Raw genomic sequence first — 23,353 nt, forward strand, 5'->3', positions numbered from 1 at the left:
GAGTTGGCTTGCATTATTTTCACTCCTGTATGTCAATCAGCGGATTTCCCTGCGCAAATACGCGACTTGCCAATAGATCGGGGGCGGTAATAGTGGTCAAGGCCGTGTCGCTCGCGGTTGAATGAAGATCGTTCATCAGTCGCGATGCGTGACGCAAGCGAGCGCGGTCCAATGCATTACGTACGCTGCGGGCGTTAGCAAAATGCGGCAACAACATGCGGCGATTCAGATAATCCGAAAATACGGCAACCGCCTCATCATCAAACCGATACTGCATCGTCTGCAACATCAGGTCTGCTATTTGCGATAGCTCGCCAGTGCTGTAATCAGGAAAATCAATGTGATGCGCAATCCGTGACGACATGCCGGGGTTGGACTCAAAAAACTTATCCATGCGGTCTTTATAACCCGCCAGAATCACGACCAGATCGTCGCGACTATTTTCCATCACCTGTAACAAAATTTCGATTGCTTCTTGTCCGTAATCACGTTCGTTTTCGGGACGATAAAGATAATAAGCTTCGTCGATAAACAATACGCCGCCCATCGCTCTTTTTAATACTTCTTTAGTCTTAGGCGCGGTGTGACCAATATATTGTCCAACCAGATCATCGCGCGTTACGGCGATCAAATGCCCCTTACGTACATAACCCAAACGATGCAAAATCTCTGCCATTCGTAACGCAACAGTCGTTTTACCTGTGCCAGGATTGCCCGAGAAACACATGTGCAAACTAGGCGCGCCCGCCGAAAACCCCCGCTCCGCCCGTAGTTTATCTACCAGTAATAATGCGGCAATATCGCGGATGCGTTGTTTGACCGGTGCCAGGCCAATCAACTCGCGGTCCAGCTGCGCCAACAGTTCCGTAATGCCGGAAGTTGCCAACGCCTGCGCAAATGGATTTGCTGATAGCGCAAAATCTACTGGCGCTGCTGATATGATATTCGGCGTTTGCATAATTAACTCGCTCTATAAATTAATTAACTAGTCTTGAATTACTGACTGGTCTTAAGTCTCTGACTGGTACCGCACGCCTTCTGGCTTGGCTTGTACCGCATAGCTTTCCATGCTGTAGCGGATAGTCCGACCAGCTTCTTCGTGCCGTACCAGACGGAAGCCCGGCTCAATATCCGGACGGTTGACGATGAAAGCCATGACCAGCGATTCCACGCCCGCGCTTGAATCAAACGCCGTCAGGCGAATGTAATAGTTCGGAAACGTTTTACGGCAATTGTTCAGCTCGATCATAATTCCCGCAGGATCGCGCAGATCAAACATCGGTGGTCCGAACATTTCCCAGTAAGTATTCCGGGGATGTGGATCATCGGTATATTCAACGGCCAGCGCCCAGCCTTTTCCCAAACAATAGTCAATTTGCTTGACGATTTGCGCATCGGTAAGATCGGGCAAAAATGAAAATGTGCCTTGAGTAACTCGCATGATATTCCTTCAATTCTTTATGTAACAGTTTGAGCAATATGATCGGACTATTTCCAACTTAAACTATCAGGAAACCGAAGCCGTCGGCGCAAAATCAGATGTATCTGTCGACGCGTAGTTGAAAGAAATTTCACCCCACGTATCCAGTGCTGCTTTCAATGGTGAGCACCATTTGCCAGCATCGCGCAGGATTTGCGGACCTTCATTCTTGATATCACGGCCTTCATTACGCGCCTGCACCATAACTTCCAAGGCGACCCGGTTAGCCACCGCGCCGGCTTGAATGCCTTGTGGATGACCAATCGTGCCGCCACCGAACTGCAACACAACGTCATCGCCAAACAAGTCCAGCAACTGATGCATCTGACCGGCATGAATACCGCCGGATGCGACTGGCATAACTTTGCGCAACGAACCCCAGTCCTGATCAAAGAAGATACCGCGTTCCAGATCCATTTTGGTGTGCGAATCGCGGCAAATGTTGTAGTAGCCCTGAACGATCATTGGATCGCCTTCCAGCTTGCCAACTGCTGTGCCGGTATGGAGATGATCGACACCGCACATACGCAGCCATTTGGCAATCACCCGGAAAGAAACACCGTGATTTTTCTGACGTGTGTAAGTGCCGTGACCGGCACGATGCATATGCAGCATCATGTCGTTCTGACGGCACCAGAAAGACATCGATTGAATCGCCGTCCAGCCAACCACCAGATCAATCATGACGACAACCGAACCTAATTCTTTAGCGAACTCTGCACGGCGATACATCTCTTCCATGGTGCCGGCAGTGACATTGAGGTAATGTCCTTTTACTTCGCCGGTGGCCGCATTTGCGCGATTGACTGCCTCCATGACGAATAGAAAACGATCACGCCAATGCATAAACGCTTGCGAGTTAATGTTCTCGTCATCCTTCATGAAGTCGAGGCCGCCTTTCAGGCCTTCATACACTACACGACCGTAGTTGCGTCCCGACAAACCTAGTTTTGGCTTGGTGGTGGCACCTAGTAAAGGGCGTCCAAATTTGTCCAGGCGCTCACGTTCAACAATAATGCCGGTCGGCGGACCAGGGAAGGTCTTGATGTACGCAACAGGAAATTTCATATCTTCAAGACGTGCTGCTTTCAGCGGCTTAAAGCTGAATACGTTGCCGATGATCGAAGCAGTAACGTTGGCAATCGAGCCTTCTTCAAACAACGACAGATCGTAAGCAACATAACAGAAATATTGACCCGGATTATTTGGCACTGGATCAACCCGATAGGCTTTGGCGCGATACATATCGCAAGCGGTAAGACGATCTGTCCACACAACGGTCCAGGTCGCAGTCGATGATTCCCCTGCGACTGCAGCCGCAGCTTCTATCGCGTCTACGCCATCTTGTGGCGTGATACGAAAGAGTGCCAGAATATCGGTTTCTTTCGGAACATAATCTGCGTCCCAATAACCCATCTGCGCGTACTTAAGAACGCCTGCTGAATAGCGTTTTTTTGAATCCATTATCTGACCTGCGTCGTTGCTTCCCATCGTGCTCTCCTCAGTGTGGGCGATGCCCGTTTTAACTACCTCAGGGTTTATGCAAAATTATTCCGAAAGCATGTAGACCATACCTGTCATTAACCTCGGGGACAACTTTGCGTAAGTCCTTTGCCTATGGACTCAACTATATAAAGCGACTAACATCAGGTCTAATAAATAAAAAAATAAATTGCATCAGAAAATACTTATAGATAGGTCTTTATGCGTCGCTATACTCTCCGTCAGCTGGACACTTTTCTTGATGTCGCACGCGAGCTATCGATATCTCGCGCTGCCGAAAATCTCCACGTCACCCAACCTGCTGTGTCGATGCAAATGCGTCAATTAGAAGAAGCGATAGGCCTGCCGCTGTACGAGCAAACCGGACGCAAAATAAAACTCACGGACGCAGGTGAAGATTTTCAGCAATATGCGATCGGCGCCGTTGCACAACTCAAACAACTTGAAGATGCGATGGCAGAAAGACGCGGCCTGAAGAAAGGACGCGTGGCGCTCGCCATCGTCAGTACCGCAAAATATTTTGTGCCGATGCTATTGGTTTTATTTCGTAAGAAATTTCCGGATGTCCAGGTGGTTCTCCATATACACAATCGCGAGAGCATCATGAATTTGTTGGCGCGCAATGAAATCGACCTGGTTATTATGGGACGCGCACCCGACTCTATAGACTGCACCGCGAACATATTTGCGACCAATCCGTTAGCGGTTATCAGCGCGCCGCAACATCCGCTTTCGCGCAGACGAAATGCGCCGATATCGATCCTGAAGGACCATGAATTTGTCGTACGGGAAAAAGGTTCAGGCACGCGCCAGTTAATGGAACGGCTGTTCGCAGAAAACAATATCAAGCCGCCCATCGTCATGGAAATGCCGAGCAACGAAACCATCAAACAGGCGGTTATGGCGGGTATGGGACTGAGTTTTTTATCGTTACGAACCATCCGGCACGAACTGGCGTCCGGCCATTTGGTGCTATTGGATATAGAGGGTTTGCCGATCATCCGGCACTGGCACGTCACACACCTGACGTCCAAAAGATTGTCCCCGGCGGCCAGCGTACTCAAAACTTTTTTGATAGAAGAAGCGGCACCGCTGATCAACCTATGGGCTTAAAAGGATTGAACGCTTTTTGGTAATGCAGATGTTCAATCCTAAACCGATCAACCAGCGGCACCAAGGTTTTTTTAAGGCAGCATCCGCTGGAACACACCGTCCCGATCAATCAGCCTGTGCTTGAGTGCCGCCAGAACATGCAGTATGACGAGCGCTGCAAAAATAGCCCCTGCCACGTAATGAATCAAGCCAAACATATCGCGTAAAAAAGGATCTTCCCATCCCCATTTGGGCAGAGGAATGCCAAAAAATTTGACGCCGTACTTATTGAAAGACGATGACAGATATCCGGACGCTGGTTGCACGATCATGCTGAGGTATAACAGGCGATGACTCCATTGTGCCGACTTGACTTCCCATTGCGGCATACTTGATGGAAAAGGCGGTACGCGATGTGTGAAGCGCCATGCCAGTCGCAGCAAGATAAGCACGCCCGTCATTACCCCGAGCGATTTATGCAGGTTAAAATAATCAGCGCGCCCCGGCGTACCTTTAGGAATATTGATCATGTAATAGCCCAGCACCAGCAGACTAATAATCAACAGCCCGACCACCCAATGCATGACTATAGCGGGCGGGCGATACTTGGTCGCCTTGCCAACGCTGCTGACGCCTGACGTTAAATTTCTGGTGTCCGCCCCTCTGATGTTTTGCGCGCTCATCTGATCGCAACACCCCAAGGTAAGGTGCCTACAGGGATTTCCTTGCTCACGGTATTTGTGGCGGTATCAATCACTGAGACGGAGTTGGAACGCCCGTTGGCCACGTACAGTTTTTTGCTATCAGGTGTGATCGCCATGTTCCATGGACGCTGGCCGACAGGGACGGTCGCTACCACTGTATTGTTGCTTGTATCGATAACCGAGACCGAAGCATCCTTGCCATTGGAAATATAAACGTGCTTGCCGTCGGGTGCCATCGCGACGCCATTGGAGAAGCTACCGGCCTTCACTTGCGCGATTACTTTATGGGTTGCCACGTCAAGCACATAGACCATACTACCTAGTTCCGCAGCGATGTAAGCAGTTTTTCCATTGGGCGTAAATGCGATGCCGCGCGGGCGCTTGCCGAGGACCACCAAGTCAACTTGTTCGCGCTTGGTCATGTCGATAATATCGAGCGAGTCTGCCTCTTCCGCACTGACATAAAGCCATTTTCCATCAGGACTGAATTCGGCATGCTCCGGATTTTTGCCTTTGGTTTTGATGATGAACTCTTGCTTGTTGGTGTCGGTTGAAATGAAATTGACCGAGTTGGTTATTTCGCTTGCCGCGACCACCCATTTACCATCAGGGGAAATGCCAACGCCTTCTGGTGACTCACCCACGGCGACTTTACCAACGACCGCTTTTTTTTGAAGATCAACGATTAATAAGGAATTGGTCGGTTGATCGCTGACATACAACGCCTTGCCGTCGTGTCGCACAGCAAGACCGCGTGGTTTGGTACCGGCTTTGATTTCGTTTACAACCATATCGGTGGCAGTATCAATCACGGAAATAGTGCCTGACTTTTCATTTGGAACGTAGGCGAACGGACTAGCGCTTGCAATCGACGGCAACACCCCTAATGACAGCGCCGATAATACCGCGCCCACCATTATTGTTTTACGTGCAGCACCGATTGCGGACAAAGGCCGGACATAAATCCCATGTGGGAATGTGGTCAGCGATGGTTGCTGCAAAAAATTTAACTTCATGGTAAAGCCTCTCTAATAATGTAATTCCGACTATTCAGCTACAAGGCATGACAGCCTCTTCAAGTAAGCTGCCATTAACTCCATGAATATCTTAAACCAACCCAGCCTCCGCGCGGTGCGCCGGGACCGATAAATTGCTCATTAGAAACGCTATTACCGTCCAACGAACGTCCTGGTCCGTTAAAGTAGTTTTGTCCAAGCACGCCAAAGTTTGCGTACTGGCGGTTGAACAGATTGTCAACCCGCGCGAAAATTTGCAACCGCTTGGTGACCAAATACGTGGCGTCAAGATTGACCATGGTATAGCCAGAAATTTTGCCGTTAGCATCCTGATTATTTTCATCGCCACGGGCATAAATACTGCTGCGATACACGAAGTTGGTGCCGACATTCCACGCCGATGTCGGCGCATAATCCAGACGCAGCTTGAGGGTATTTTGCGGGATGCCCGGTAGCTTATTCCCGCGATTGACCGCGATATCGCCGATGGCGTTGGCGCTTGAGTTACTACCGCTATGTTCCACGAAAGCAGTCTGATAAGTGGCATCAATATAGCTGTAGCTGATTGTCACGCCAACTGGGCCAACGACAGTATGACCCGCCAGTTCCAGGCCTTGTCGACGGGTTTTACCGACGTTTTGAAAATACCCGGTGCTGGCTGACGCCCCGCTACTGCTGATAAATTGAATGTCATTATCAAGCGCGGTCCTGAATATTGACCCGCTCCAGCCAGAGGCGGCACCCAGTTTGCCGCGCAGGCCAAACTCACCTGTTCTGGCGATCACGGGCTTTAACGCCGGATCCGCAATAAAGTTATTTGGCAACGTGCAAGGGGCGTTTGGGTCCGCGCAGGCTAGTTCGATGGCGGTCGGGGTACGCATGCCTTCGTTATACGTTGCATACGCCGTTAGCGCAGCGTTGGGGTTATACGTCACACCCACACCGGGATTGAAGCGCGTAAAAGTATTCTTGCTGTTCAGCAGCGGCTGATTGCCGGTCTGGTCGCTGATGTTAACCCGCGCATAGTTGTAACGACCAGAACCGGTCACCGACCATTGATCGTTAAGTGCTAACGTGTCGGAAACAAAAATACTGAGGTTGCTATTATGCGTTTTGGCATCCGTACCTAACGTAAAGTCGTTCAATCCTAACGTGTCGCGGCTGGCAGTAAAATTAGCATCCTGCCGCAGTTGCTTGAAACGTGAATTTGCAAAATCACCAGAAATACCGCCCACAATATGATTGTCCATTGTGCCAAGCTTTCCGATATAGCTCAGTTGCGTCCCGAATCCATAACTGCCCTGCTTCACCATAGAGCGCGTGTTATTGGCCGAGACCGGATTTGTTATCGCGTCGTAGTTTTGATTCACATTGCTACTAGAATTATCGTTGCGATAATTGCGATAGTACGCATTGGTCGATAGCTGCAAATTATCATTATAAAAATGACTCGCGGATAAATTCCATAGCTGCGCGCGGTTTATATTCTTATCGGGAAAAGTATAAGCCTGGCGCCGGTTGTCCAGGAACGCACGCGGAATCGTTTGCATGCCCTGCAGGTCGTTATCAGCCGCCGTTAAACTTAACGAGGCTGTTGTGGCTGCGTCCTGATAACCTATTTTTCCAAAAAACTGTTTGACGCTACTCGGGTTGTGGTCGGCCCAGCCCTTGTCTTTGGAGTCGTTCGCGGTCAAAAAATAATCGATATTACCGACGGTTCCGCCTTGCTCCACCTCAACGGTCTTGCGACCAAACGCGCCACCGGACACTTCAACCTGACCGCCAGGATTAGTCCGACCGTTCTTGGTCGTAATCGCCAGCGCGCCGCCGAGTGTGTTAAGGCCAAAAACCGGATTGGAACCGGGCATCACCTGCAAGTTGGCAATTGCCGACTGTGGCAACAGATCCCAGTTGACGACATCGCCGAATGGTTCGTTGATGCGTACGCCGTCCTGAAACACGGAAAGACCTTGCGGCGTGCCCAGCAAAGGCGATGCAGTAAAACCACGATAGTTAACATCCGGCTGATAGGGATTACCCTGCGCCGAATTGATCGTGACACTGCTCAGATTTTGCTCAAAAAATTCAGTAATATTGCCAGCGTGCTGGCGCGTAATATCTTTGCCGGATACTGACTGTACGCTTGCCGCGACATCGCGCAAGGGCAGACCCAGGCCGGGTAACGGCGTTGTGCCGGTTACGACGATCTCGGGCAAATTTTTATCGGTTGCGGTAAATGTTTCGGCTGCAAAAATTGGACCGTGGAGCAATAATATGACACTCCCCAAAAGACTACTCAAAGCCAATTCAGTAGCGCCGGGCACAGATTTCCAGTACGCCATATTTCTGTCTCCTGATTATATTTTTTTATTTACTGCCTTGTGACTGTAAACCATCGGCAATGCCAATTCCCTGATGCAATATCCATGCCGGCTATGGTTTTGACCTTAACCGGTCTCTTCAGGACACATATCAGGGGAGGTGCGTTACCGGGCCTGTAATATTTTTACAATGTCCAGATGGCTATTCTCCTGTGCCATTTCCAGCACACCCTTGCCACGATTATCGAGCAGCTGCGAGTCTGCGCCGCGCGCCAATAGCGCCTCAACCGTGGCCGGGAAACCGGAGGCCCCGGCCCACATCAGCGCCGTGAGGCCATTTTCGTAGGAAGTATTGACCTTGATCCCGCTCTCAGGACCCGTTTGCAGCAACATATTAACGATCTCAGTTTGCCCAGTGCCGGCGGCGTAGACCATAGCTGTTTTATGCACTTGATCGATTGCGTTGACGTCTGCCTTTTTGTCGATCAACACCCGCGCCATGGCAGGACGCCCAAAGTACGCAGATGCCATCAAAGGCGTGACTTTTGCCACGTTTGCCAGATTAACGTCTGCTCCGCGCGCTATGAGCAATAACATGATGTCCATCTGACCGTTTTTAATGGCGCTCATCAATAACGAATCGCCGAGCCGATTACGGGTATCGGGTGAAGCCCCTGCCTCAATAAAGCCCTTGAAAGTCTGGGCATTGCCGCTACGGGCGGCAGCCAGGGCCTGGCGGTTCAGATCAACCTGCGCATCGTTGGCGGAGGCGTTGCTGAAAAATGCCGAAACAGCTAAAGACAAAATACATTTTAAAAATATGGAACGACCTGTATACATACTAAATTATCCTGTTGAAATGTGCTGAATTGTGGCCAAATTACTTGCCGCCTGGTGCCGACTTATTTGCAGGCTCCACGCTAGTTATTTTTCCGAATTATGATGCTAGACCTAGAAAGGAGAATATTACCGACCCATTTTATATTTAATACATTGCAATATGAATTAGAGATATTATGCTGACGGGGAATTATCATACAAGAAATCAAGTTTCAAATTTTGATTTAAACCCTTCAAAACAATAAAGTATTGCCTAAAGCTAACGTTGCACAAAACAACATCATTAAGGGAATCAGTATGAGAATGGCAAATTACAAAATAATAGGACAGATTGCTCTGGCGACGAGCATGTTAGTCGCCACGGTAGTAAGCAGCGCACAAGAGACGGAAGGCGGCGCTGGCATCAAGATTCCACCAATGGCTAAAGCACTGGCACCGGTCAATCAAGCCATGCTTGATGGCGCGGCCAAAGACAGCAAGAATTGGCTGCACACCAACGGAGATTACGCGCAAACGCGTTTTTATCCATCAGCGCAAATTAATTCAAAAAACGTAGCAACACTAAAGCCTAAGTTCGTGTTCCAGACTGCTATTGTCGAGTCTATGGAGACGGCACCAATTGTGGTCAATGGCGTGATGTTTTTGACTACTTCCTATAATCATGTGTACGCAGTAGATGCTGTCACAGGTCAGGAATTCTGGCACTTCAAACACAAAATGGGACCAGTAACAACATTTTGCTGCGGACCAAACAATCGTGGTGTCGCCGTTTCGGATGGCAAACTGTACATGGGCACGCTGGATTCCAAGTTGATTGCACTGGACACCAAAACCGGCAAACTGCTATGGGAAACCGAAATCGCTGACCCGGAAAAAGGTTACAGTGAAACCATGGCACCAACGGTTGTAGACGGCAAAGTGCTGATCGGCACCAATGGCGGCGAATACGGCATCCGCGGTTTCGTTAAAGCCTTCGACGCTGCGTCAGGCAAGCTAATCTGGACGTTCTATACCATCCCAGAAAAAGGCCATGAAGGCGTATGGGCTAAGAACGATGCAACCGGTCGTGATTTGCACCGTGACATCGCTGCAGAAAAAGTTGCCTTTGCGAAAAAATCAAATTTTCACGAGACTTTGGGTGGCGGCGTCTGGACAACCCCAGCAATTGATCGTGCGACTAAAACGGTCTTTTTTGTTGTAGGCAATCCATCTCCTGATTTGTATGGTGCTGAGCGTCCTGGCGACAATCTGTACACGGATTCACTGGTCGCAATCAATCTTGATACTGGCGCATACAAGTGGCACTTTCAATACATCGCTCATGACGTATGGGATTTGGACTCGGTCAGCCCACCGATCCTGGTCGATGTAAAAGACAAGAGCGGCAAGATGGTTCCTGCAGTGATCCATGCTGGCAAAACCGGTCATGTATATGTGCATAACCGTAACGACGGCACTTTGATTCGCTTCTCTGAAGCCATGGTTCCTCAAGAAAACATGTGGGCGCTTCCAACCGCTGCGGGTACGCGTATGTTGCCGGGTGCTAACGGTGGTGTGGAATGGTCCCCAATGGCCTATAACGCCGGTGCACGCCTGACTTATGCCTTGAATTTGAACCAACCGATGACTTATCAGGTAGATGGATCAAACTATCCAAACGGCAAATTGTGGTTAGGCGGCGCGTTTAAAAACGCTGCGGGCGAAGAGCAATCAGGCAACGTAACCGCCGTCAATATCGATACCGGCAAGATCGCATGGCAGGCAAAAACCGACCAACCAATGATCGGTGGCGCATTGGCAACAGCGGGCAATCTGGTGTTTGCAGGCGAAGGTAATGGCTTGTTCAAGGCTTATGACGCTAAAACCGGCAAAGTGCTATGGCAATTCCAATGCGGCGCGGGCGTTAATGCACCGCCAGTGTCCTACTCTGTCAACGGCAAGCAATACATCGCTGTCGCTGCGGGCGGCAACTCACAGATGGACTTCAAGCGCGGTAACAGCGTTTTTGTCTTTGCTCTACAATAAGTCTCAGGGAAGTTCATTTGCGATCTGATGCGGCTTACAAAAATCATTACCGCGCAATAGGATTGTGAATGCCGTTTAAGAGATATTATGTCTGTCATCTCAGGCATGTAATTTGCAAGTAAGTACCGGAAAGAGGGCGCATTCATAGTGAAGCGGCCTCTTTCCTTATAGTTGACCACTGGATACCGAATAACATGAAAGTTGCACACATCGTTTTTGCGGCAATAACCGCACTCTCCGCCCTCTCCTTTCAAAGCCATGCCGCCGATATCGAAGCGGGCAAGAAAAAAGCGGAAACCTGCATAGCCTGCCACGGGGTTGCCGGCAATTCGACCGTGCCGATGTTTCCGGTATTGGCGGGTCAAAGCGCACGCTATCTCTACCTTGAGCTCCGCGACTTTAAAGAAGGCGCGCGCGTTAACCCGATGATGAGCCCGATGGCCGCGAATCTATCGAAGGAAGACATGCAGGACCTGGCGGCTTATTTTGCCGCCCAAATACCAACCCCGATCAATTTTAAGGCCGACCCGGCAAAGGTAAAGTTGGGTTTTGCCAAGGCCGAAGAAGTGCTGTGCTCCATGTGTCATCTGGGCGCGATGAAGGGACAGAACGAGATTCCTAAACTGTCCGGGCAACACTATGACTATATTGCTAAGCAACTTACCGACTTTAGAGCTCGCGCGCGGACCAATGACGCTGGCAACATGACAGCCGTGACCAAAAATCTGACTGACGATGACATTGTTAATTTGTCACAGTACATCGCTAACATTCACTAACGGCTAGCAGAGCGCCATTGCGTCCAATTCTGCGCCAAACGGCGAAAGCGCAGTTGGCGTAATAATTAGATGCAATTAAAGTGTCCCATTTGTCGCGTCATGTTCCCATGGAATATTAAGTGGGTCGTTAATGGCAAAATAGCGCGTCCGGCGATGGTCCACATATTGAACAGTTTGTGCAACGACTGTATCAATTTCGCACACATTATTTAGGCGTGGGACAATCAGCATGCTTTTAACTGCCGACCGGTGGGTAGCTTTAAAAACATAATAATGCCGGTCTTAGCATAATTAAAAGAGGCCACCCTCTGACAAGTAATTTAAAGATGTTTTACGAAACACTCTTTTAAACAGGTAACGAGGCTGGAAGATTTTAAAGAAATTTGGGCATGAAAATTGCTCCAAATGAGTGTGATTGTCGGAATAATCAGTGAAGAACTGAGTAGTATGCAATCGAGTTTCCCCGTAGCAAATCCTAGTATTTTAATAACATTGGAGATTAATTATGAACTGGACTACACCTGCATTTACAGATCTACGTTTTGGTTTTGAAATCACTATGTACATTGCAAATCGTTAATAGCGTTTTGTAACGCGGACTTGACGGCGATTGCTAAACCAATCGCCGTTTTTATCTCTAGAATTTAATGCTGGGTTCGTAAACAGGATCACATCCTGCGAATTACTCCCATACTCAATCGCAACATTTCCTCGCTTGAAACCATTAAATTATGCAAATCATTGTGTTAGGCTCGGCCGCTGGTGGTGGATTTCCACAATGGAACTGCAATTGCCATAACTGCAATGGGCTGCGCAATGGCACCATTAACGCAACGGCTCGCACGCAATCATCGATTGCCGTCTCCGCCAACGGCAGCGATTGGGTGTTGATCAACGCGTCCCCCGATATTTTGACCCAGATTCGTAATACACCGGCACTGCAACCCAACCGTCACCAACGCGACTCCGGTATTGCAGCGGTCGTCCTGATGGATGCGCAAATCGATCACGTGACCGGTTTGCTGATGCTGCGTGAGGGCAAGCAATTGCCGATTTATTGCACCCCATCGGTGTGGGACGATCTCACCACCGGCTTGCCGTTAATGCATGTGCTGTCGCACTATTGCGGGGTGCAATGGCATCCGCTGCCAACCAACAACCACGTCACCCAATATCCTGCGATCCAGGTTCCTGGCATAGACGGCATCAGCTTTACTGCGCTGCCGCTTAAAAGCAAAGCCCCGCCCTACTCTCCGCATCGCGAGCAACCGCAGGTAGGGGACAATATCGGTTTGCTGATTGAAGAAATAGCGACTGGCAAAAAACTGTTTTATGCGCCCGGTCTGGGCGCACTGGAGCCACACATCGAGAACGCCATGCGCACTGCAGATTGCGTTCTGGTGGATGGCACCTTATGGACCGAAGACGAGATGATCACACTGGGATTTTCCAAAAAGAAATCCGCGGATATGGGGCATTTGCCGCAAACCGGTCCCGGCGGGATGATAGAGGTGTTGGACGCGATGGACACGCCTCGCAAAATTCTCATTCACATTAATAATACCAATCCAATTCTGGACGCCGATTCGCATCAGCGCGCGACCTTGACGCAGCACGGAATTGAAGTGGCCTTCGACGGTATGGAGATTACGCTATGAACGCCAACACAAAAGAAGCCACCGCAGTCGCCGCGCCGTGGGACCGCACCGAATTCGAAGCGCAGTTACGCGCCAAAGGTGCCGGCTACCACATCCATCATCCGTTCAACGTCAAGATGACCAACGGCGAATTGACCCACGAGCAGATTCGCGGATGGGTCGCCAACCGGTTCTACTACCAGATCATCATTCCGCAAAAAGACGGTGCCATCATTTCAAATTGCGATGACCGCGAGACCCGCCGCAAATGGGTGCTACGTATTCTCGATCATGACGGCTGGGAAGATAACGAAGGCGGGATCGAAGCATGGACCGCACTAGGTAAGGCTGTCGGCATCTCCCGCGAAGATTTATGGTCATTGAAATTTGTTGTGCCGGGCGTTCGTTTTGCCGTCGACGCGTATCTTAATTTTGCCCGCCGTTCACCATGGCAAGAGGCGGTCTGCTCATCGCTGACAGAGATGTTTGCGCCCAAAATTCACAAGGACCGGTTAGCTAACTGGCCGCAACATTATCCGTGGATAGAAACCACCGGATTACAATATTTCCGCAGTCGCATTTCGCTGGCAGAACGCGATGTCGAACACGGATTGGCAGTAACGCTGGATCACTTTACGACGCGCGTGCAGCAAGATCGTGCGCTGGATATTTTACAGTTGAAGCTCGACATTTTGTGGTCAATGCTGGATGCGATCGATAAGGCGTATCCTTAAGCTATCAAGCGGTCGTTCACTTTCGATAAACGAGCGACTCAACACTTATGCGTAAAAAGATTGGCAAAAAACTTGTAAAAGTTTGGCAATAAAAAAGAGACAAATTGCATGCTGAGCACTCCTCAGTAGCGATTCAGCCACCCTTGACCCTATCTTCCGTGATCACATCCGACACCACTATGAGCGCTTATCCTGAGAAACCAAAGTTATCCAAACTGTTTCGATTGCAATGGGAAGAGACGCAGAATAATTACGTGCTGTTGTACCCAGAGGGCATGGTTAAACTCAACCAAAGCGCCGCAGAAATCTTGAAACGCTGCGATGGTGAGCGCGATTGCGCTGCCATCGTCAGTGATTTGGAGACCACTTTCGGGATGCAAAATTTGCTCGCTGATGTAGAGGAATTTTTGCGTACCGCCGATGCACAAGGCTGGATAAGGTGATCAACATGACCGGACAGACACAGCAAGCTGATCAGGCCCAAGAGGTTGAGGTGGTCAATCGGGTGGCGGATAGCGCGGTCCAGGATTTTGTCGTAACACCGCCATTGTGGCTGCTGGCCGAACTCACTTATCGCTGCCCTCTGCATTGCGTATTTTGTTACAACCCGCTGAATTACGCAGAAAACCGCAACGAATTAACCACCGATCAATGGTTTGACGTAATGCGTCAGGCGCGCAAACTCGGTGCCGCACAGCTCGGCTTTTCTGGCGGCGAACCACTGCTGCGGGATGATTTGGAAGAGTTGATCGCTGAAGGTCACCGACTGGGTTATTACACCAACCTGATTACTTCCGGCGTCGGATTAACCGAACCGCGAATCGCCCGCATGAAGGAATTGGGCCTGGATCACATCCAGCTATCGTTCCAGGACTCGACCAAGGAAATGAACGATTTCCTGACCAGTACCAAAACCTTTGATTTGAAATCGAAGGTCGCCAAACTGATTAAGCAATACGACTACCCAATGGTGCTAAACGTCGTCCTGCACCGCTACAATCTGGATCATATCGACCGCATTATCGAGATGGCGATTGAGATGGATGTGGAGTATCTGGAACTCGCCAACACGCAATATTACGGCTGGGGTCTGGTCAACCGCGCGCATCTGCTGCCATCGCGTGAGCAGTTACAACGTGCCGAAGCGACTGTGAATGAATATCGCGCCAAGCTTGGTAACAAGTTGCGTATTTTGTTCGTAGTGCCGGACTATTTTGAAGAGCGCCCGAAGGCTTGCATGAACGGCTGGGGTTCGGTATTTTTAGCCGTCGCCGCCGACGGCGCAGCGTTGCCGTGTCACGCTGCAAGATCGTTACCCGGCCTTACTTTCCCCAACGTGCTGGAAGACAGCATCCACGATATTTGGCACCACAGTGACGCATTCAACCGCTACCGCGGCGACGCCTGGATGAAAGAGCCGTGCAAGACTTGCCCTGACAAAAAGAAAGATTTTGGCGGTTGCCGCTGTCAGGCCCTCGCCTTGACCGGTGACGCAACCAACGCCGACCCGGTATGCAGTAAATCGCCACACCATGACGCGCTACAAACCATCGTTCTGCACGCCCAACCGACTAAGAACGGCGTACCGCAAACTGTTACGCAACCGATACTGTTCCGTACTGATGCCAACTCGATGCGATTTGCTAGCGCTGGTGCTGAGTCCTCAAATAAGTAAAAAACCTAGAGCAAAGAGGCGCACAAGTATTGTATTGTGTATATATACGCGATACAATAGGTTTCATGATAAAGAATTTTCGACATAAAGGATTACAGCGGTTCTTTGAAACAGGAAGCAAGGCCGGAATTCAAGCAGCTCATGCAGTAAAGCTGAAACTTCAACTTGCTGCACTTGATCAAGCCATCGCGCCAGAAGATCTTTCTGCGCCATCGTGGGGGTTGCATCCACTACAGGGCGATTTAAAGGGACATTGGGCAATCACGGTCAATGGAAACTGGCGAATGGTATTCGCTTTTGAAGGTACAGACGCTATTCTTGTCGATTACCTTGATTATCACTAAAATTTTAAGGAGATTTATAATGATACGTATGCACAATCCTCCTCATCCAGGCGAGGTTTTAAGAGAATATCTAGGTGACGTAACCGTGACGGCCGCAGCGAAGCAGATAGGCGTAGGTCGGGTCACATTACAGCGCATAGTCACTGGCGCATCAGGTGTTTCGCCTGATATGGCATATCGTCTTGGTGCGGCTTTTGGCACCAGTCCCGAATTGTGGGCGGGCATGCAGCTTCAGTACGACTTATATCAGGCCAGCAAAATAAGCCGACCCAAGATCGAGCGATTGAGTGTAACGACTTCAATGTAGCGCGAGAGTTCTATATGCATCACTTCTCCGCAGCGTTGGCGATTGCCTGATACTTGCGCTCAAGGCGGTTCAACACGTCGTCAGCCGAGATGCCTGATGACTTGTCGTTCAACGCTTCCTGCCAGACGCAACCGGGCGATTGCCCCTCCTTTAGTTCCCCATCTGGGACGTAAGGATCAAACCATCCCTTTCCGTTAAAACCTGTCAATACCCTAATGATGTATTATTTTTATACCTTATTCTGTTTTTTTAATTTTTAAAACGGAGGGTACAGCATAGAACTCATTACAACTCTGGCCTGTGTCGGAAAGCATCTGTTTCCCATCACTGCGATACATCCCATGGATTGATAAGGGGGACTCCTGTTTGCTTAAAATCAGCGATGTTGCGAGTAACCACCGTCATGCCATGCACAAGGGCGGTTGCCGCGATGAGTGCATCGCGCTCGCCTCGCTTATCGGGTACATGCAGCCTGGCGCAGCGTTGCGCCACGGCAGTATCGACAGACAGCGTGCGACCGGAGAACTCAGGCAATACGTGATGCTCTAGCCACGAGCGCAACATGGCCCCCTGAGTGGCGTCCTTTCGTTCAATTGACAGAACGCCAAGCTCCAGTTCCATGATTGTAATGGCCGATACAAAGAGGTCAGCGGCATCAACGCTTTCCGTCCATGCTGTCACATTGGCATCAGCTTTACCAAGCCGCACCTTGCGCAGTTCGGACACTACGTTGGTATCCAATACAAACATCATGTGAAATCAGCCGGACGAATTTCGATATTTACACGCGGCGGCTCAAACTCGATGTCGGCAATACTGGGCATAGCCAGCGCATCGGCAATGTTGCGCCGCTGTTTTGTGAGCCGCTGATAGTCCTCAAAGCTCATAAGCACATGGGCCGGCCGGCCGCGATCCGTGATGAACACTGGCCCGTTGTTTGCGGCCCGTTTTGCCTCGCTCGCCTTTTGGTTGAACTCGCGGCTTGATAAGGTGGTAATGATCATGACGACACCCCGCATGCTTGAATAATGTAGCTATGTTACTACTTCACTCAAGCGAGTGCAAGTGTTTCAGAGTCTATAGAAGGGCAACGAACGCGGTTAGAGGTTAGTCCGGCCATCGGCGTTGGTCGCGTTGAGCGTTGAGCGTAGAGCGTAGAGCGTTGAGCGTTGAGCGTAGAGCGTAGAGACTACCGATATACCTCACGCCGGTTGCCAACCTGCACCACAAGAACGCACAAAGCGCCGTCCTGTATGTCACAGATTACGCGGCAGTCACCTACCCGATAACGCCAGAGGGTATCAAGCGGGCCGCTCAACGCTTTGCCCGTGGTACGGGGGTTCTCCAGTCCGGCAATGCGTTCATCCATGTAATCGACGATGCGCCGCGCCATTTGCTTGTCGAGTTTTCGAAGCTGCCCCTTGGCAGTATCGGCGTAATCAATCGTCCAAGCCAAGGTCTCTCCTCACGTCAGCAGCAGAGTGTACTTGTTCTTGCCCCTTGCGTACACGTTCCAACACGTTGGCCGCAAGGTAGTAGTCCTCCATGTCCTCAATGCCCCGCTCAATAATTTCTCGCAGGTAGTACGCTTTTGTGCGACCAGTGCTTGAGGCGAGGAAATCAAGCCGTTGCTCCGTTTCTTGAGCGAGACGTACAGAGGTAGCCATAATAAAATCTCCAAGTGAATATATGTATTCATTGTATCATTTACATTCGGCGTCAGTTTTGGTGTCGAGGCGCTGCTGCTCACTATATGGATACGAGGCATCAAACTATTCGTTTTACCGCTCATAACTCATCGTGAGCGCCTGATTCTGGTCGAGAAACTGCCGGAATTTTTCGGCACTAAAGCAAGGATACGTTTGCAGGGCCGATGGCTGGCGGCAGCAGGATTCTTGCCCCGAACACGCGTCAGGGTCAGCGTCATGACGGGATGTCTGGTCATCACACGCGAGGATTGTCCGCCCATATCGTTCGACATGCTCTAATGTTGATGAAGCAACGCTTCATGTGCGGCGTTTTGACCGTGCTACCATATATGTACTAATATTTGTACATATTTATGAGGAACAAATCGTGGATGCCTTATATTATAGCTATACAAGACAGCACCTTACGGCTGTGATGGATAAGGTGGGACAAGATCGCGCCCCTATCTTGATTACACGCCAAAAGGGCGAGCCGGTAGTGATGATGTCGCTTGATGACTACAACGCACTTGAAGAAACAGCTTATCTCTTACGCAGCCCTAAAAATGCTAAAAGGTTAGCTAAGTCGATTGAGTCTTTACGGGCCGGTCGCGGCGTGGTGCGAGAGTTGCTCAATGAAGATTGAGTGGTCTGAAGAAGGCTGGGAAGATTACATTTATTGACAAACGAATAATAAAATTCTACTAAAACGTATTAATGCCCTTATTAAAGATATTCAGCGCGATCCTTATATCGGTATCGGCAAACCCGAACCACTGAAACACCATCTGTCAGGCTTTTGGTCCAGGCGCATCGATGATGAGCATCGACTTGTCTATGCCGTTGAGAATGCCGCGCTGCAAATCGCGCAATGCCGTTCTCATTATTAAAAAGAATACATCAGACTAGCGGTAAAAATATTGCAGGGCTAATCCCAAAGAACTTACCTAATTTTCGCCAGGGAAGCACTTATTTTTCGCTTGCCAGCCAGAATTGCCGACAGATTGCTCTGGTGAACAATTTCTGCCAATTCTTCTTGTTTCAGCTCGCGACTATCCATCAAAAAACGTAACGCGTCTTTGCTTCAGGATGTTTTTGGGACTAACTATGCCCATTTTTTATGTTCAAATTATGGTAAGTGGGTATTTGTGAGCCGTATATAATGAAATACGGCTCACGAATTGATTTGAAAATCCATGAATGCACCTCACCAACGCGCATATGTCTGGCAACACTCTTCTTGGCCAGCATGGGAATACGACAGCGAAGTCATCAGTGCATCGCTTACGCAAGCACGTCTTCAACAGGGAAAAGTACTAGGTAAAGCCCAAGTAATCGACATGTCCGGCGACGCCCTTACCCAAGTGGTTAATGACATCTGGGTTCAGGAAGTTCTTGCGACCGCTGCGATCGAAGGTCATAAACTCGACTTCGACCAGGTACGCTCCTCCGTTATGCGCAAACTCGGCATGGCAACGGCAGGACCATCCCCACGTCACGTCGATGGTTTGGTGGACGTCATGCATGATGCGATCCAAAATTTCTCCGTGCCGTTAGATTTTGACCGTCTGTTCCGGTGGCAGTCAGCGCTCTTTCCGGGTGGCACATCAGGGATACAGCGCATTGAGGTGGGAAAGTTTCGCACCTGCCAAGATCCGATGCAAATAGTAAGCGGGCGACCGGGCAAGGAAGTCGTACATTATCGTGCGCCAGATTCCAGACAAGTGCCCCAGGAAATGGCGCAGTTTTTAGCGTGGTTTAACAAGCCCAGTGAAATAGAGGGCATTGTGCGCGCGGCGATCACTCACTTGTGGTTCGAGACAATCCACCCGTTCGAGGACGGAAACGGCCGCGTCGGTCGCGCCATAATGGATATGGCCATCGCGCAAGACGCTCAGTCGGCGGTTCGCCTCTATAGCATGTCGCGCCAACTGCAAGAAAACCGCACGGCCTACTATGACGCGTTAAAGGCTGCGCAAACAGGTAACCTTGACATCACTCCATGGATTGATTGGTTCGCAAAGCAGTTCGCTTTAGCGTGCATCAAATCGGAACGCATCATCGACCAGGCCCTTGAGAAGGCCGCGTACTGGGCCAAGCATGTCACCCATTCATTCAATGCGCGCCAGCGCAAAGCACTGCAAAAACTTCTCGATGCTGGCGATGGAGGATTCCTAGGTGGTTTGACAGCGGAGAAATACTGCAAAATTACGGGCGTATCAAAGGCTACTGCCACACGCGATTTATCTCACCTATTGCAACAGGAAGCATTAGTCGTACGTGGCGTCGGCAAGGCAACCAAGTACTATATAAATGTTTCTGGCTGGCACCAAAAAGGTAGCGATGAAGGCGCTATCGTATAAGGTGAGGCAAAGTCCCATACACCCTCTCAGCGGAGGGTGTCAATAATGATGAAACATCGTTACAGCGCTTGCCCTCACGCTGTCAGGTTTTCCCTCTACAGATAGAATGCATGGCATCATCACGGCTTGCTTGCACGGCGCATGCACGTCACAGTCCGTATTTATACATTCCAGCTCAAATAACACCAGCAACTATGCACAAAGAAGTACAGCACTACAAAACACACACCGTAGATATCATCATCTATCCGGGCTTTAAAGCGCTGGAAGCTATCGGACCGCTGAAGGTATTTGACTACACCAATAGTTGTCTGCGGCAGCGCCAGTTAGCAGGGGGTTATCAGGTCGCGATAGCGTCAACCAAAATCGGCATGATCGTGTCCGACACGTTGATGGCGCTTGAGGCGACCAAAGCAATCAGTATGCTTGCCTTGCCTGATCTTGCGCTGATAGTCGGTGCGCCTGACATCGAAAAAGCGCTCAAGGATTCATTTGAAATAGTGGAATGGGTAACTAGCGCCGCGCCTAAAATGCAGCGTCTGGCAGCGCTGTGCACCGGGAGTTTCTTTCTGGCCGAAGGTGGCGCGCTGGATGGTCGGCGCGCCACCACGCATTGGCGGTTTTCTGAATTGTTAAGTAAAAAATATCCAGCGGTCAAAGTAGACGCTGATGCGATCTTTATACGCGAAGGCAACATCTGGACCTCTGCGGGCGTGACGGCTGGAATGGACCTGGCGCTAGCAATCGTAGAGGAAGATTTTGGCCGTGAAATCGCCCTTGAGGTGGCGCGCGATTTGGTGATCTACCTGAAAAGACCGGGCGGACAGTCGCAATTTAGCGTACATCTTTCTAGCCAGATGACGACCCACCCAACCATCCGTGAGTTACAAAGCTGGATCATGCTGCATCTGGGCGAGGACCTCAGCATCCCCAAATTAGCGGCACGGGTAGCGATGAGCGAACGTAATTTTGCCAGAGTATTTCAACGAGAAACCGCAGAAAGCCCAGCCGAATTTATAGAAAGCGCACGCTTCGAAGTAGCCCGACGCATGCTGGAAGAAAACGAATCGGCGTTAAAACAAATTGTGTTGAAGACTGGATTTCGCACTGAAGAAAAGATGCGACGGGTGTTTCAGAAAAAAATCGGCGTGACCCCAAAAGTCTATCGTGAACGCTTTTCAACAACGCTATGATTACTATTTTCAGATCCATACTGCAGCGTGTTGACCCTGAAGCACTTCCAGAGCCAACAGCTTACATAAAACAGTCGTTCTAATGGTCAACTAATGACCACCTTTTCGAGTGTTTCACACTTACCGGTTACAGACTTTTTGACTTAGCAGAATGCGCAGCAATAGCGTCCATTAACGGTGGTGACAGGCAATCGTAAGGTGGCAGATTCAGTTCAACCAAGCGTGCGCGCACTGCGCCCATACCGTCTGGCTTATAGCCGGCTTCGATGATCGATGATACAAACGCCGCAAATTCCGGAGGTGCCCATCCGCTTGCTGTAGAACGCTCTGTATGAACAAAATCCAGACCATGAAATGGATGACCGGTGTTTTCGATGCGGCCGTACATGTGAACGCCGCACTCTTTGCATGCATGACGCTGAATCGCTGCGTTGGTATCGACGACGGCTAGTTTATCGCCGTTTGCAGTAACGCTAACGTTGTCACGTGAGACAACGGCGATTTGCGCGAACAAAGCACCTTCTGGCTTCCAGCATTTTGAACAACCGCATACGTGGTTGTGCGCTACCTGACCTTTGATTGCTACTTCCACTTTATTGGAAGAACAGCCGCAAGAAAGCGTGCCGCCCGCGAAATTTTCTGCAGCTGGCTTTAGTCCGTTATCGACGGCTGGATGGATCTTGACTGAAGCATTCATGAAACTTCTCCTGATAGATTTTATGGATGAAAATAGCTGTGTAATAAATGGGGAGGAAATAATGTTGTGCCGTTACCGGGCGGCTCCATTTAGTTGTTGGTGGTGAAATCGCAAATGATCTTCAACGAAGGTCGAAATAAAATAATACCCATGGTCATAACCTGCATGTCTGCGTAATTCCAAAGGCTGCTGCGCTTTTGCACACGCGGCTTCAAATGCCTCCGGAAACAACTGGCCTGGTAAAAACTTATCGCTCAGACCCTGATCAATCAGGATGCCGTTCGGGTAAGGCGTGGCCTGCTGTTCCATCAATGCAGTGGCGTCATAGTGACGCCAGGTTGCCTGATCGCTGCCCAGATATCCAGTGAACGCCTTAACGCCCCAAGGACACTGAATCGGTGCACAAATCGGTGCAAATGCTGACACCGACTTGAATAACCCTGGATTACGCAGCGCCAGCACCAGCGCACCGTGACCGCCCATCGAGTGACCCGTAATACCAACCCGAGACGGCTCAACTGGCAGGCTTTCCGTCACCAATGCGAGTAGTTCCAGCACGTAGCTGTACATCCGATAATGCTTGCTCCATGCCGCTTCTGTTGCGTCGACATAGAACCCCGCACCGAGACCGAAATCCCAACCGTCTGCCTCACCCGGCACATTAGCACCGCGCGGACTGGTATCCGGCGCGATCAGTATCATGCCCTGCTCTGCGGCGATGCGCTGCGCACCGCCCTTGGTCATGAATGTTTCTTCGGTACACGTCAGACCGGCAAGATAAATCAAGGCCGGAACCTTGCCATCCTGCGCCTGCGGTGGCAAAAATACCGAGAACCGCATCGGTAAGCCGATCTCTTTGGAGTGATGGCTATAAAACCGCTGCACTCCGCCAAAACAAGCGTGTTCGCTGATAATTTCGAGAGAAGAAGCCGACATATTGGTCTCCGTCAGCTGA

Annotated in this window: 29 protein-coding genes; 15 read left to right on the plus strand and 14 right to left on the minus strand. The window is 50.2% G+C overall.

Translation table 11 applies throughout. The features are described 5' to 3' along the window. Positions 1 to 19: 19 nt before the first annotated feature. The 3 genes from cbbX to HAV38_RS07415 all read right to left on the minus strand — a co-directional run bounded on the left by cbbX (position 20) and on the right by HAV38_RS07415 (position 2,971). Positions 20 to 958 (minus strand): CbbX protein, encoded by a 939-nt coding sequence (gene cbbX, locus HAV38_RS07405; RefSeq protein ID WP_168053979.1) that lies wholly within the window; start codon positions 956 to 958, stop codon positions 20 to 22. Between the two features lie 51 nt (positions 959 to 1,009). Then, positions 1,010 to 1,441 carry a ribulose bisphosphate carboxylase small subunit gene (locus HAV38_RS07410; protein ID WP_168053981.1) on the minus strand — a complete coding sequence of 144 codons (432 nt, stop codon included), beginning with the start codon at positions 1,439 to 1,441 and terminating at the stop codon, positions 1,010 to 1,012. A 66-nt stretch (positions 1,442 to 1,507) separates the two neighbouring features. Continuing rightward, positions 1,508 to 2,971, minus strand: coding sequence for a form I ribulose bisphosphate carboxylase large subunit (locus HAV38_RS07415; RefSeq protein WP_168053983.1), 1,464 nt, complete (start codon positions 2,969 to 2,971; stop codon positions 1,508 to 1,510). A gap of 213 nt (positions 2,972 to 3,184) precedes the next feature. On the opposite strand from HAV38_RS07415, the gene HAV38_RS07420 reads away from it, so the two are divergent. Continuing rightward, positions 3,185 to 4,096: a LysR family transcriptional regulator gene (locus HAV38_RS07420; protein ID WP_168053985.1), complete on the plus strand. Its 912-nt coding sequence runs from the start codon at positions 3,185 to 3,187 to the stop codon at positions 4,094 to 4,096. 71 nt (positions 4,097 to 4,167) lie between these two features. On the opposite strand, the gene HAV38_RS07425 is transcribed toward HAV38_RS07420, so the two are convergent. From HAV38_RS07425 to HAV38_RS07440, 4 genes are all read right to left on the minus strand, one after another. Further along, positions 4,168 to 4,758 (minus strand): cytochrome b, encoded by a 591-nt coding sequence (locus HAV38_RS07425; protein WP_168053987.1) that lies wholly within the window; start codon positions 4,756 to 4,758, stop codon positions 4,168 to 4,170. Then, the gene (locus HAV38_RS07430; RefSeq protein WP_168053989.1) at positions 4,755 to 5,795 is read right to left on the minus strand and encodes a beta-propeller fold lactonase family protein; all 1,041 of its coding nucleotides are present in this window, start codon (positions 5,793 to 5,795) and stop codon (positions 4,755 to 4,757) included. The genes HAV38_RS07425 and HAV38_RS07430 overlap by 4 nt, the downstream gene beginning before the upstream one ends. A 74-nt stretch (positions 5,796 to 5,869) precedes the next feature. Further along, entirely contained in the window at positions 5,870 to 8,137 is a 2,268-nt protein-coding gene (locus HAV38_RS07435; protein ID WP_168053991.1) for a TonB-dependent receptor, read from the minus strand. A 144-nt stretch (positions 8,138 to 8,281) separates the two neighbouring features. Then, on the minus strand, positions 8,282 to 8,956 hold the full coding sequence (locus HAV38_RS07440; RefSeq protein WP_168053993.1) for an ankyrin repeat domain-containing protein: 675 nt from the start codon (positions 8,954 to 8,956) through the stop codon (positions 8,282 to 8,284). Positions 8,957 to 9,253: 297 nt separating this feature from the next. Here HAV38_RS07440 and HAV38_RS07445 point away from each other — a divergent pair, with 297 nt between their 5' ends. The 9 genes from HAV38_RS07445 (at position 9,254) to HAV38_RS07485 (ending at position 16,457) form a co-directional block, all read left to right on the plus strand. After that, positions 9,254 to 10,981, plus strand: a complete 1,728-nt coding sequence (locus HAV38_RS07445; protein ID WP_168053995.1) for a pyrroloquinoline quinone-dependent dehydrogenase — start codon at positions 9,254 to 9,256, stop codon at positions 10,979 to 10,981. A gap of 194 nt (positions 10,982 to 11,175) precedes the next feature. Next, entirely contained in the window at positions 11,176 to 11,760 is a 585-nt protein-coding gene (locus HAV38_RS07450) for a c-type cytochrome (protein WP_168053997.1), read from the plus strand. Positions 11,761 to 12,265: 505 nt separating this feature from the next. Beyond that, on the plus strand, positions 12,266 to 12,340 hold the full coding sequence (pqqA, locus tag HAV38_RS07455) for a pyrroloquinoline quinone precursor peptide PqqA (RefSeq protein WP_168054208.1): 75 nt from the start codon (positions 12,266 to 12,268) through the stop codon (positions 12,338 to 12,340). Between the two features lie 151 nt (positions 12,341 to 12,491). Further along, positions 12,492 to 13,418 (plus strand): pyrroloquinoline quinone biosynthesis protein PqqB, encoded by a 927-nt coding sequence (gene pqqB / locus HAV38_RS07460; RefSeq protein ID WP_168053999.1) that lies wholly within the window; start codon positions 12,492 to 12,494, stop codon positions 13,416 to 13,418. Beyond that, a complete protein-coding gene (gene pqqC, locus HAV38_RS07465; RefSeq protein ID WP_168054001.1) occupies positions 13,415 to 14,131 on the plus strand; it encodes a pyrroloquinoline-quinone synthase PqqC in 717 nt (238 codons plus the stop codon). The genes pqqB and pqqC overlap by 4 nt, the downstream gene beginning before the upstream one ends. A 179-nt stretch (positions 14,132 to 14,310) precedes the next feature. After that, positions 14,311 to 14,574, plus strand: a complete 264-nt coding sequence (gene pqqD / locus HAV38_RS07470) for a pyrroloquinoline quinone biosynthesis peptide chaperone PqqD (RefSeq protein ID WP_168054003.1) — start codon at positions 14,311 to 14,313, stop codon at positions 14,572 to 14,574. Between the two features lie 5 nt (positions 14,575 to 14,579). Then, positions 14,580 to 15,806, plus strand: coding sequence for a pyrroloquinoline quinone biosynthesis protein PqqE (gene pqqE, locus HAV38_RS07475; protein WP_168054005.1), 1,227 nt, complete (start codon positions 14,580 to 14,582; stop codon positions 15,804 to 15,806). A gap of 65 nt (positions 15,807 to 15,871) precedes the next feature. Further along, positions 15,872 to 16,150 (plus strand): type II toxin-antitoxin system RelE/ParE family toxin, encoded by a 279-nt coding sequence (locus HAV38_RS07480; RefSeq protein WP_168054007.1) that lies wholly within the window; start codon positions 15,872 to 15,874, stop codon positions 16,148 to 16,150. Positions 16,151 to 16,169: 19 nt separating this feature from the next. Beyond that, positions 16,170 to 16,457 carry a HigA family addiction module antitoxin gene (locus HAV38_RS07485; RefSeq protein WP_168054009.1) on the plus strand — a complete coding sequence of 96 codons (288 nt, stop codon included), beginning with the start codon at positions 16,170 to 16,172 and terminating at the stop codon, positions 16,455 to 16,457. Between the two features lie 19 nt (positions 16,458 to 16,476). Here HAV38_RS07485 and HAV38_RS21610 read toward each other — a convergent pair whose 3' ends face one another. From HAV38_RS21610 to relB, 5 genes are all read right to left on the minus strand, one after another. After that, on the minus strand, positions 16,477 to 16,665 hold the full coding sequence (locus HAV38_RS21610) for a hypothetical protein (protein WP_184013443.1): 189 nt from the start codon (positions 16,663 to 16,665) through the stop codon (positions 16,477 to 16,479). 116 nt (positions 16,666 to 16,781) lie between these two features. Continuing rightward, positions 16,782 to 17,210, minus strand: a complete 429-nt coding sequence (locus HAV38_RS07495; RefSeq protein WP_184013444.1) for a type II toxin-antitoxin system VapC family toxin — start codon at positions 17,208 to 17,210, stop codon at positions 16,782 to 16,784. Continuing rightward, positions 17,207 to 17,461 carry a type II toxin-antitoxin system Phd/YefM family antitoxin gene (locus HAV38_RS07500; RefSeq protein WP_168054011.1) on the minus strand — a complete coding sequence of 85 codons (255 nt, stop codon included), beginning with the start codon at positions 17,459 to 17,461 and terminating at the stop codon, positions 17,207 to 17,209. Before HAV38_RS07500 ends, HAV38_RS07495 begins: the two co-directional genes overlap by 4 nt. A gap of 185 nt (positions 17,462 to 17,646) precedes the next feature. After that, positions 17,647 to 17,913 (minus strand): type II toxin-antitoxin system RelE family toxin, encoded by a 267-nt coding sequence (locus tag HAV38_RS07505; protein WP_168054013.1) that lies wholly within the window; start codon positions 17,911 to 17,913, stop codon positions 17,647 to 17,649. Continuing rightward, positions 17,897 to 18,124: a type II toxin-antitoxin system RelB family antitoxin gene (gene relB, locus HAV38_RS07510; RefSeq protein ID WP_168054015.1), complete on the minus strand. Its 228-nt coding sequence runs from the start codon at positions 18,122 to 18,124 to the stop codon at positions 17,897 to 17,899. The genes HAV38_RS07505 and relB overlap by 17 nt, the downstream gene beginning before the upstream one ends. A gap of 195 nt (positions 18,125 to 18,319) precedes the next feature. Here relB and HAV38_RS22260 point away from each other — a divergent pair, with 195 nt between their 5' ends. The 5 genes from HAV38_RS22260 (at position 18,320) to HAV38_RS07535 (ending at position 21,701) form a co-directional block, all read left to right on the plus strand. Beyond that, complete coding sequence (locus tag HAV38_RS22260) at positions 18,320 to 18,445, plus strand: SymE family type I addiction module toxin (RefSeq protein WP_209216672.1); 126 nt, start codon at positions 18,320 to 18,322, stop codon at positions 18,443 to 18,445. 88 nt (positions 18,446 to 18,533) lie between these two features. Beyond that, positions 18,534 to 18,791 carry a type II toxin-antitoxin system prevent-host-death family antitoxin gene (locus HAV38_RS07520; protein ID WP_168054017.1) on the plus strand — a complete coding sequence of 86 codons (258 nt, stop codon included), beginning with the start codon at positions 18,534 to 18,536 and terminating at the stop codon, positions 18,789 to 18,791. 52 nt (positions 18,792 to 18,843) lie between these two features. After that, positions 18,844 to 19,035: a Txe/YoeB family addiction module toxin gene (locus HAV38_RS07525; RefSeq protein WP_245182265.1), complete on the plus strand. Its 192-nt coding sequence runs from the start codon at positions 18,844 to 18,846 to the stop codon at positions 19,033 to 19,035. A gap of 306 nt (positions 19,036 to 19,341) precedes the next feature. Then, complete coding sequence (locus HAV38_RS07530; RefSeq protein ID WP_168054019.1) at positions 19,342 to 20,508, plus strand: Fic family protein; 1,167 nt, start codon at positions 19,342 to 19,344, stop codon at positions 20,506 to 20,508. Positions 20,509 to 20,702: 194 nt separating this feature from the next. Then, positions 20,703 to 21,701: a GlxA family transcriptional regulator gene (locus HAV38_RS07535; protein WP_168054021.1), complete on the plus strand. Its 999-nt coding sequence runs from the start codon at positions 20,703 to 20,705 to the stop codon at positions 21,699 to 21,701. 127 nt (positions 21,702 to 21,828) lie between these two features. Here HAV38_RS07535 and gfa read toward each other — a convergent pair whose 3' ends face one another. After that, positions 21,829 to 22,398 carry an S-(hydroxymethyl)glutathione synthase gene (gene gfa, locus HAV38_RS07540; RefSeq protein WP_168054023.1) on the minus strand — a complete coding sequence of 190 codons (570 nt, stop codon included), beginning with the start codon at positions 22,396 to 22,398 and terminating at the stop codon, positions 21,829 to 21,831. Positions 22,399 to 22,470: 72 nt separating this feature from the next. After that, positions 22,471 to 23,334 (minus strand): S-formylglutathione hydrolase, encoded by an 864-nt coding sequence (fghA, locus tag HAV38_RS07545; RefSeq protein WP_168054025.1) that lies wholly within the window; start codon positions 23,332 to 23,334, stop codon positions 22,471 to 22,473. Between the last annotated feature and the right edge of the window lie 19 nt (positions 23,335 to 23,353).

The sequence above is a fragment of the Glaciimonas immobilis genome, assembly GCF_011947285.1.
Classification (GTDB): Bacteria; Pseudomonadota; Gammaproteobacteria; order Burkholderiales; family Burkholderiaceae_D; genus Glaciimonas; species Glaciimonas immobilis.

Bases quoted from the DNA above. Each gene is read 5' to 3' on its own strand.
- cbbX (WP_168053979.1), bottom strand. From the start codon at position 958: ATGCAAACGCCGAATATCATATCAGCAGCGCCAGTAGATTTTGCGCTA.
- relB (WP_168054015.1), bottom strand. From the start codon at position 18,124: ATGGCTACCTCTGTACGTCTCGCTCAAGAAACGGAGCAACGGCTTGAT.
- pqqD (WP_168054003.1), top strand. From the start codon at position 14,311: ATGAGCGCTTATCCTGAGAAACCAAAGTTATCCAAACTGTTTCGATTG.
- HAV38_RS07495 (WP_184013444.1), bottom strand. From the start codon at position 17,210: ATGATGTTTGTATTGGATACCAACGTAGTGTCCGAACTGCGCAAGGTG.
- HAV38_RS07535 (WP_168054021.1), top strand. From the start codon at position 20,703: ATGCACAAAGAAGTACAGCACTACAAAACACACACCGTAGATATCATC.
- HAV38_RS07410 (WP_168053981.1), bottom strand. From the start codon at position 1,441: ATGCGAGTTACTCAAGGCACATTTTCATTTTTGCCCGATCTTACCGAT.
- HAV38_RS07415 (WP_168053983.1), bottom strand. From the start codon at position 2,971: ATGGGAAGCAACGACGCAGGTCAGATAATGGATTCAAAAAAACGCTAT.
- gfa (WP_168054023.1), bottom strand. From the start codon at position 22,398: ATGAATGCTTCAGTCAAGATCCATCCAGCCGTCGATAACGGACTAAAG.
- HAV38_RS07530 (WP_168054019.1), top strand. From the start codon at position 19,342: ATGAATGCACCTCACCAACGCGCATATGTCTGGCAACACTCTTCTTGG.
- fghA (WP_168054025.1), bottom strand. From the start codon at position 23,334: ATGTCGGCTTCTTCTCTCGAAATTATCAGCGAACACGCTTGTTTTGGC.
- HAV38_RS07425 (WP_168053987.1), bottom strand. From the start codon at position 4,758: ATGAGCGCGCAAAACATCAGAGGGGCGGACACCAGAAATTTAACGTCA.
- HAV38_RS07480 (WP_168054007.1), top strand. From the start codon at position 15,872: ATGATAAAGAATTTTCGACATAAAGGATTACAGCGGTTCTTTGAAACA.
- HAV38_RS07440 (WP_168053993.1), bottom strand. From the start codon at position 8,956: ATGTATACAGGTCGTTCCATATTTTTAAAATGTATTTTGTCTTTAGCT.
- pqqB (WP_168053999.1), top strand. From the start codon at position 12,492: ATGCAAATCATTGTGTTAGGCTCGGCCGCTGGTGGTGGATTTCCACAA.
- HAV38_RS07445 (WP_168053995.1), top strand. From the start codon at position 9,254: ATGAGAATGGCAAATTACAAAATAATAGGACAGATTGCTCTGGCGACG.
- HAV38_RS07435 (WP_168053991.1), bottom strand. From the start codon at position 8,137: ATGGCGTACTGGAAATCTGTGCCCGGCGCTACTGAATTGGCTTTGAGT.
- pqqC (WP_168054001.1), top strand. From the start codon at position 13,415: ATGAACGCCAACACAAAAGAAGCCACCGCAGTCGCCGCGCCGTGGGAC.
- HAV38_RS07420 (WP_168053985.1), top strand. From the start codon at position 3,185: ATGCGTCGCTATACTCTCCGTCAGCTGGACACTTTTCTTGATGTCGCA.
- HAV38_RS07450 (WP_168053997.1), top strand. From the start codon at position 11,176: ATGAAAGTTGCACACATCGTTTTTGCGGCAATAACCGCACTCTCCGCC.
- pqqE (WP_168054005.1), top strand. From the start codon at position 14,580: ATGACCGGACAGACACAGCAAGCTGATCAGGCCCAAGAGGTTGAGGTG.
- HAV38_RS07485 (WP_168054009.1), top strand. From the start codon at position 16,170: ATGATACGTATGCACAATCCTCCTCATCCAGGCGAGGTTTTAAGAGAA.
- HAV38_RS07430 (WP_168053989.1), bottom strand. From the start codon at position 5,795: ATGAAGTTAAATTTTTTGCAGCAACCATCGCTGACCACATTCCCACAT.
- HAV38_RS07500 (WP_168054011.1), bottom strand. From the start codon at position 17,461: ATGATCATTACCACCTTATCAAGCCGCGAGTTCAACCAAAAGGCGAGC.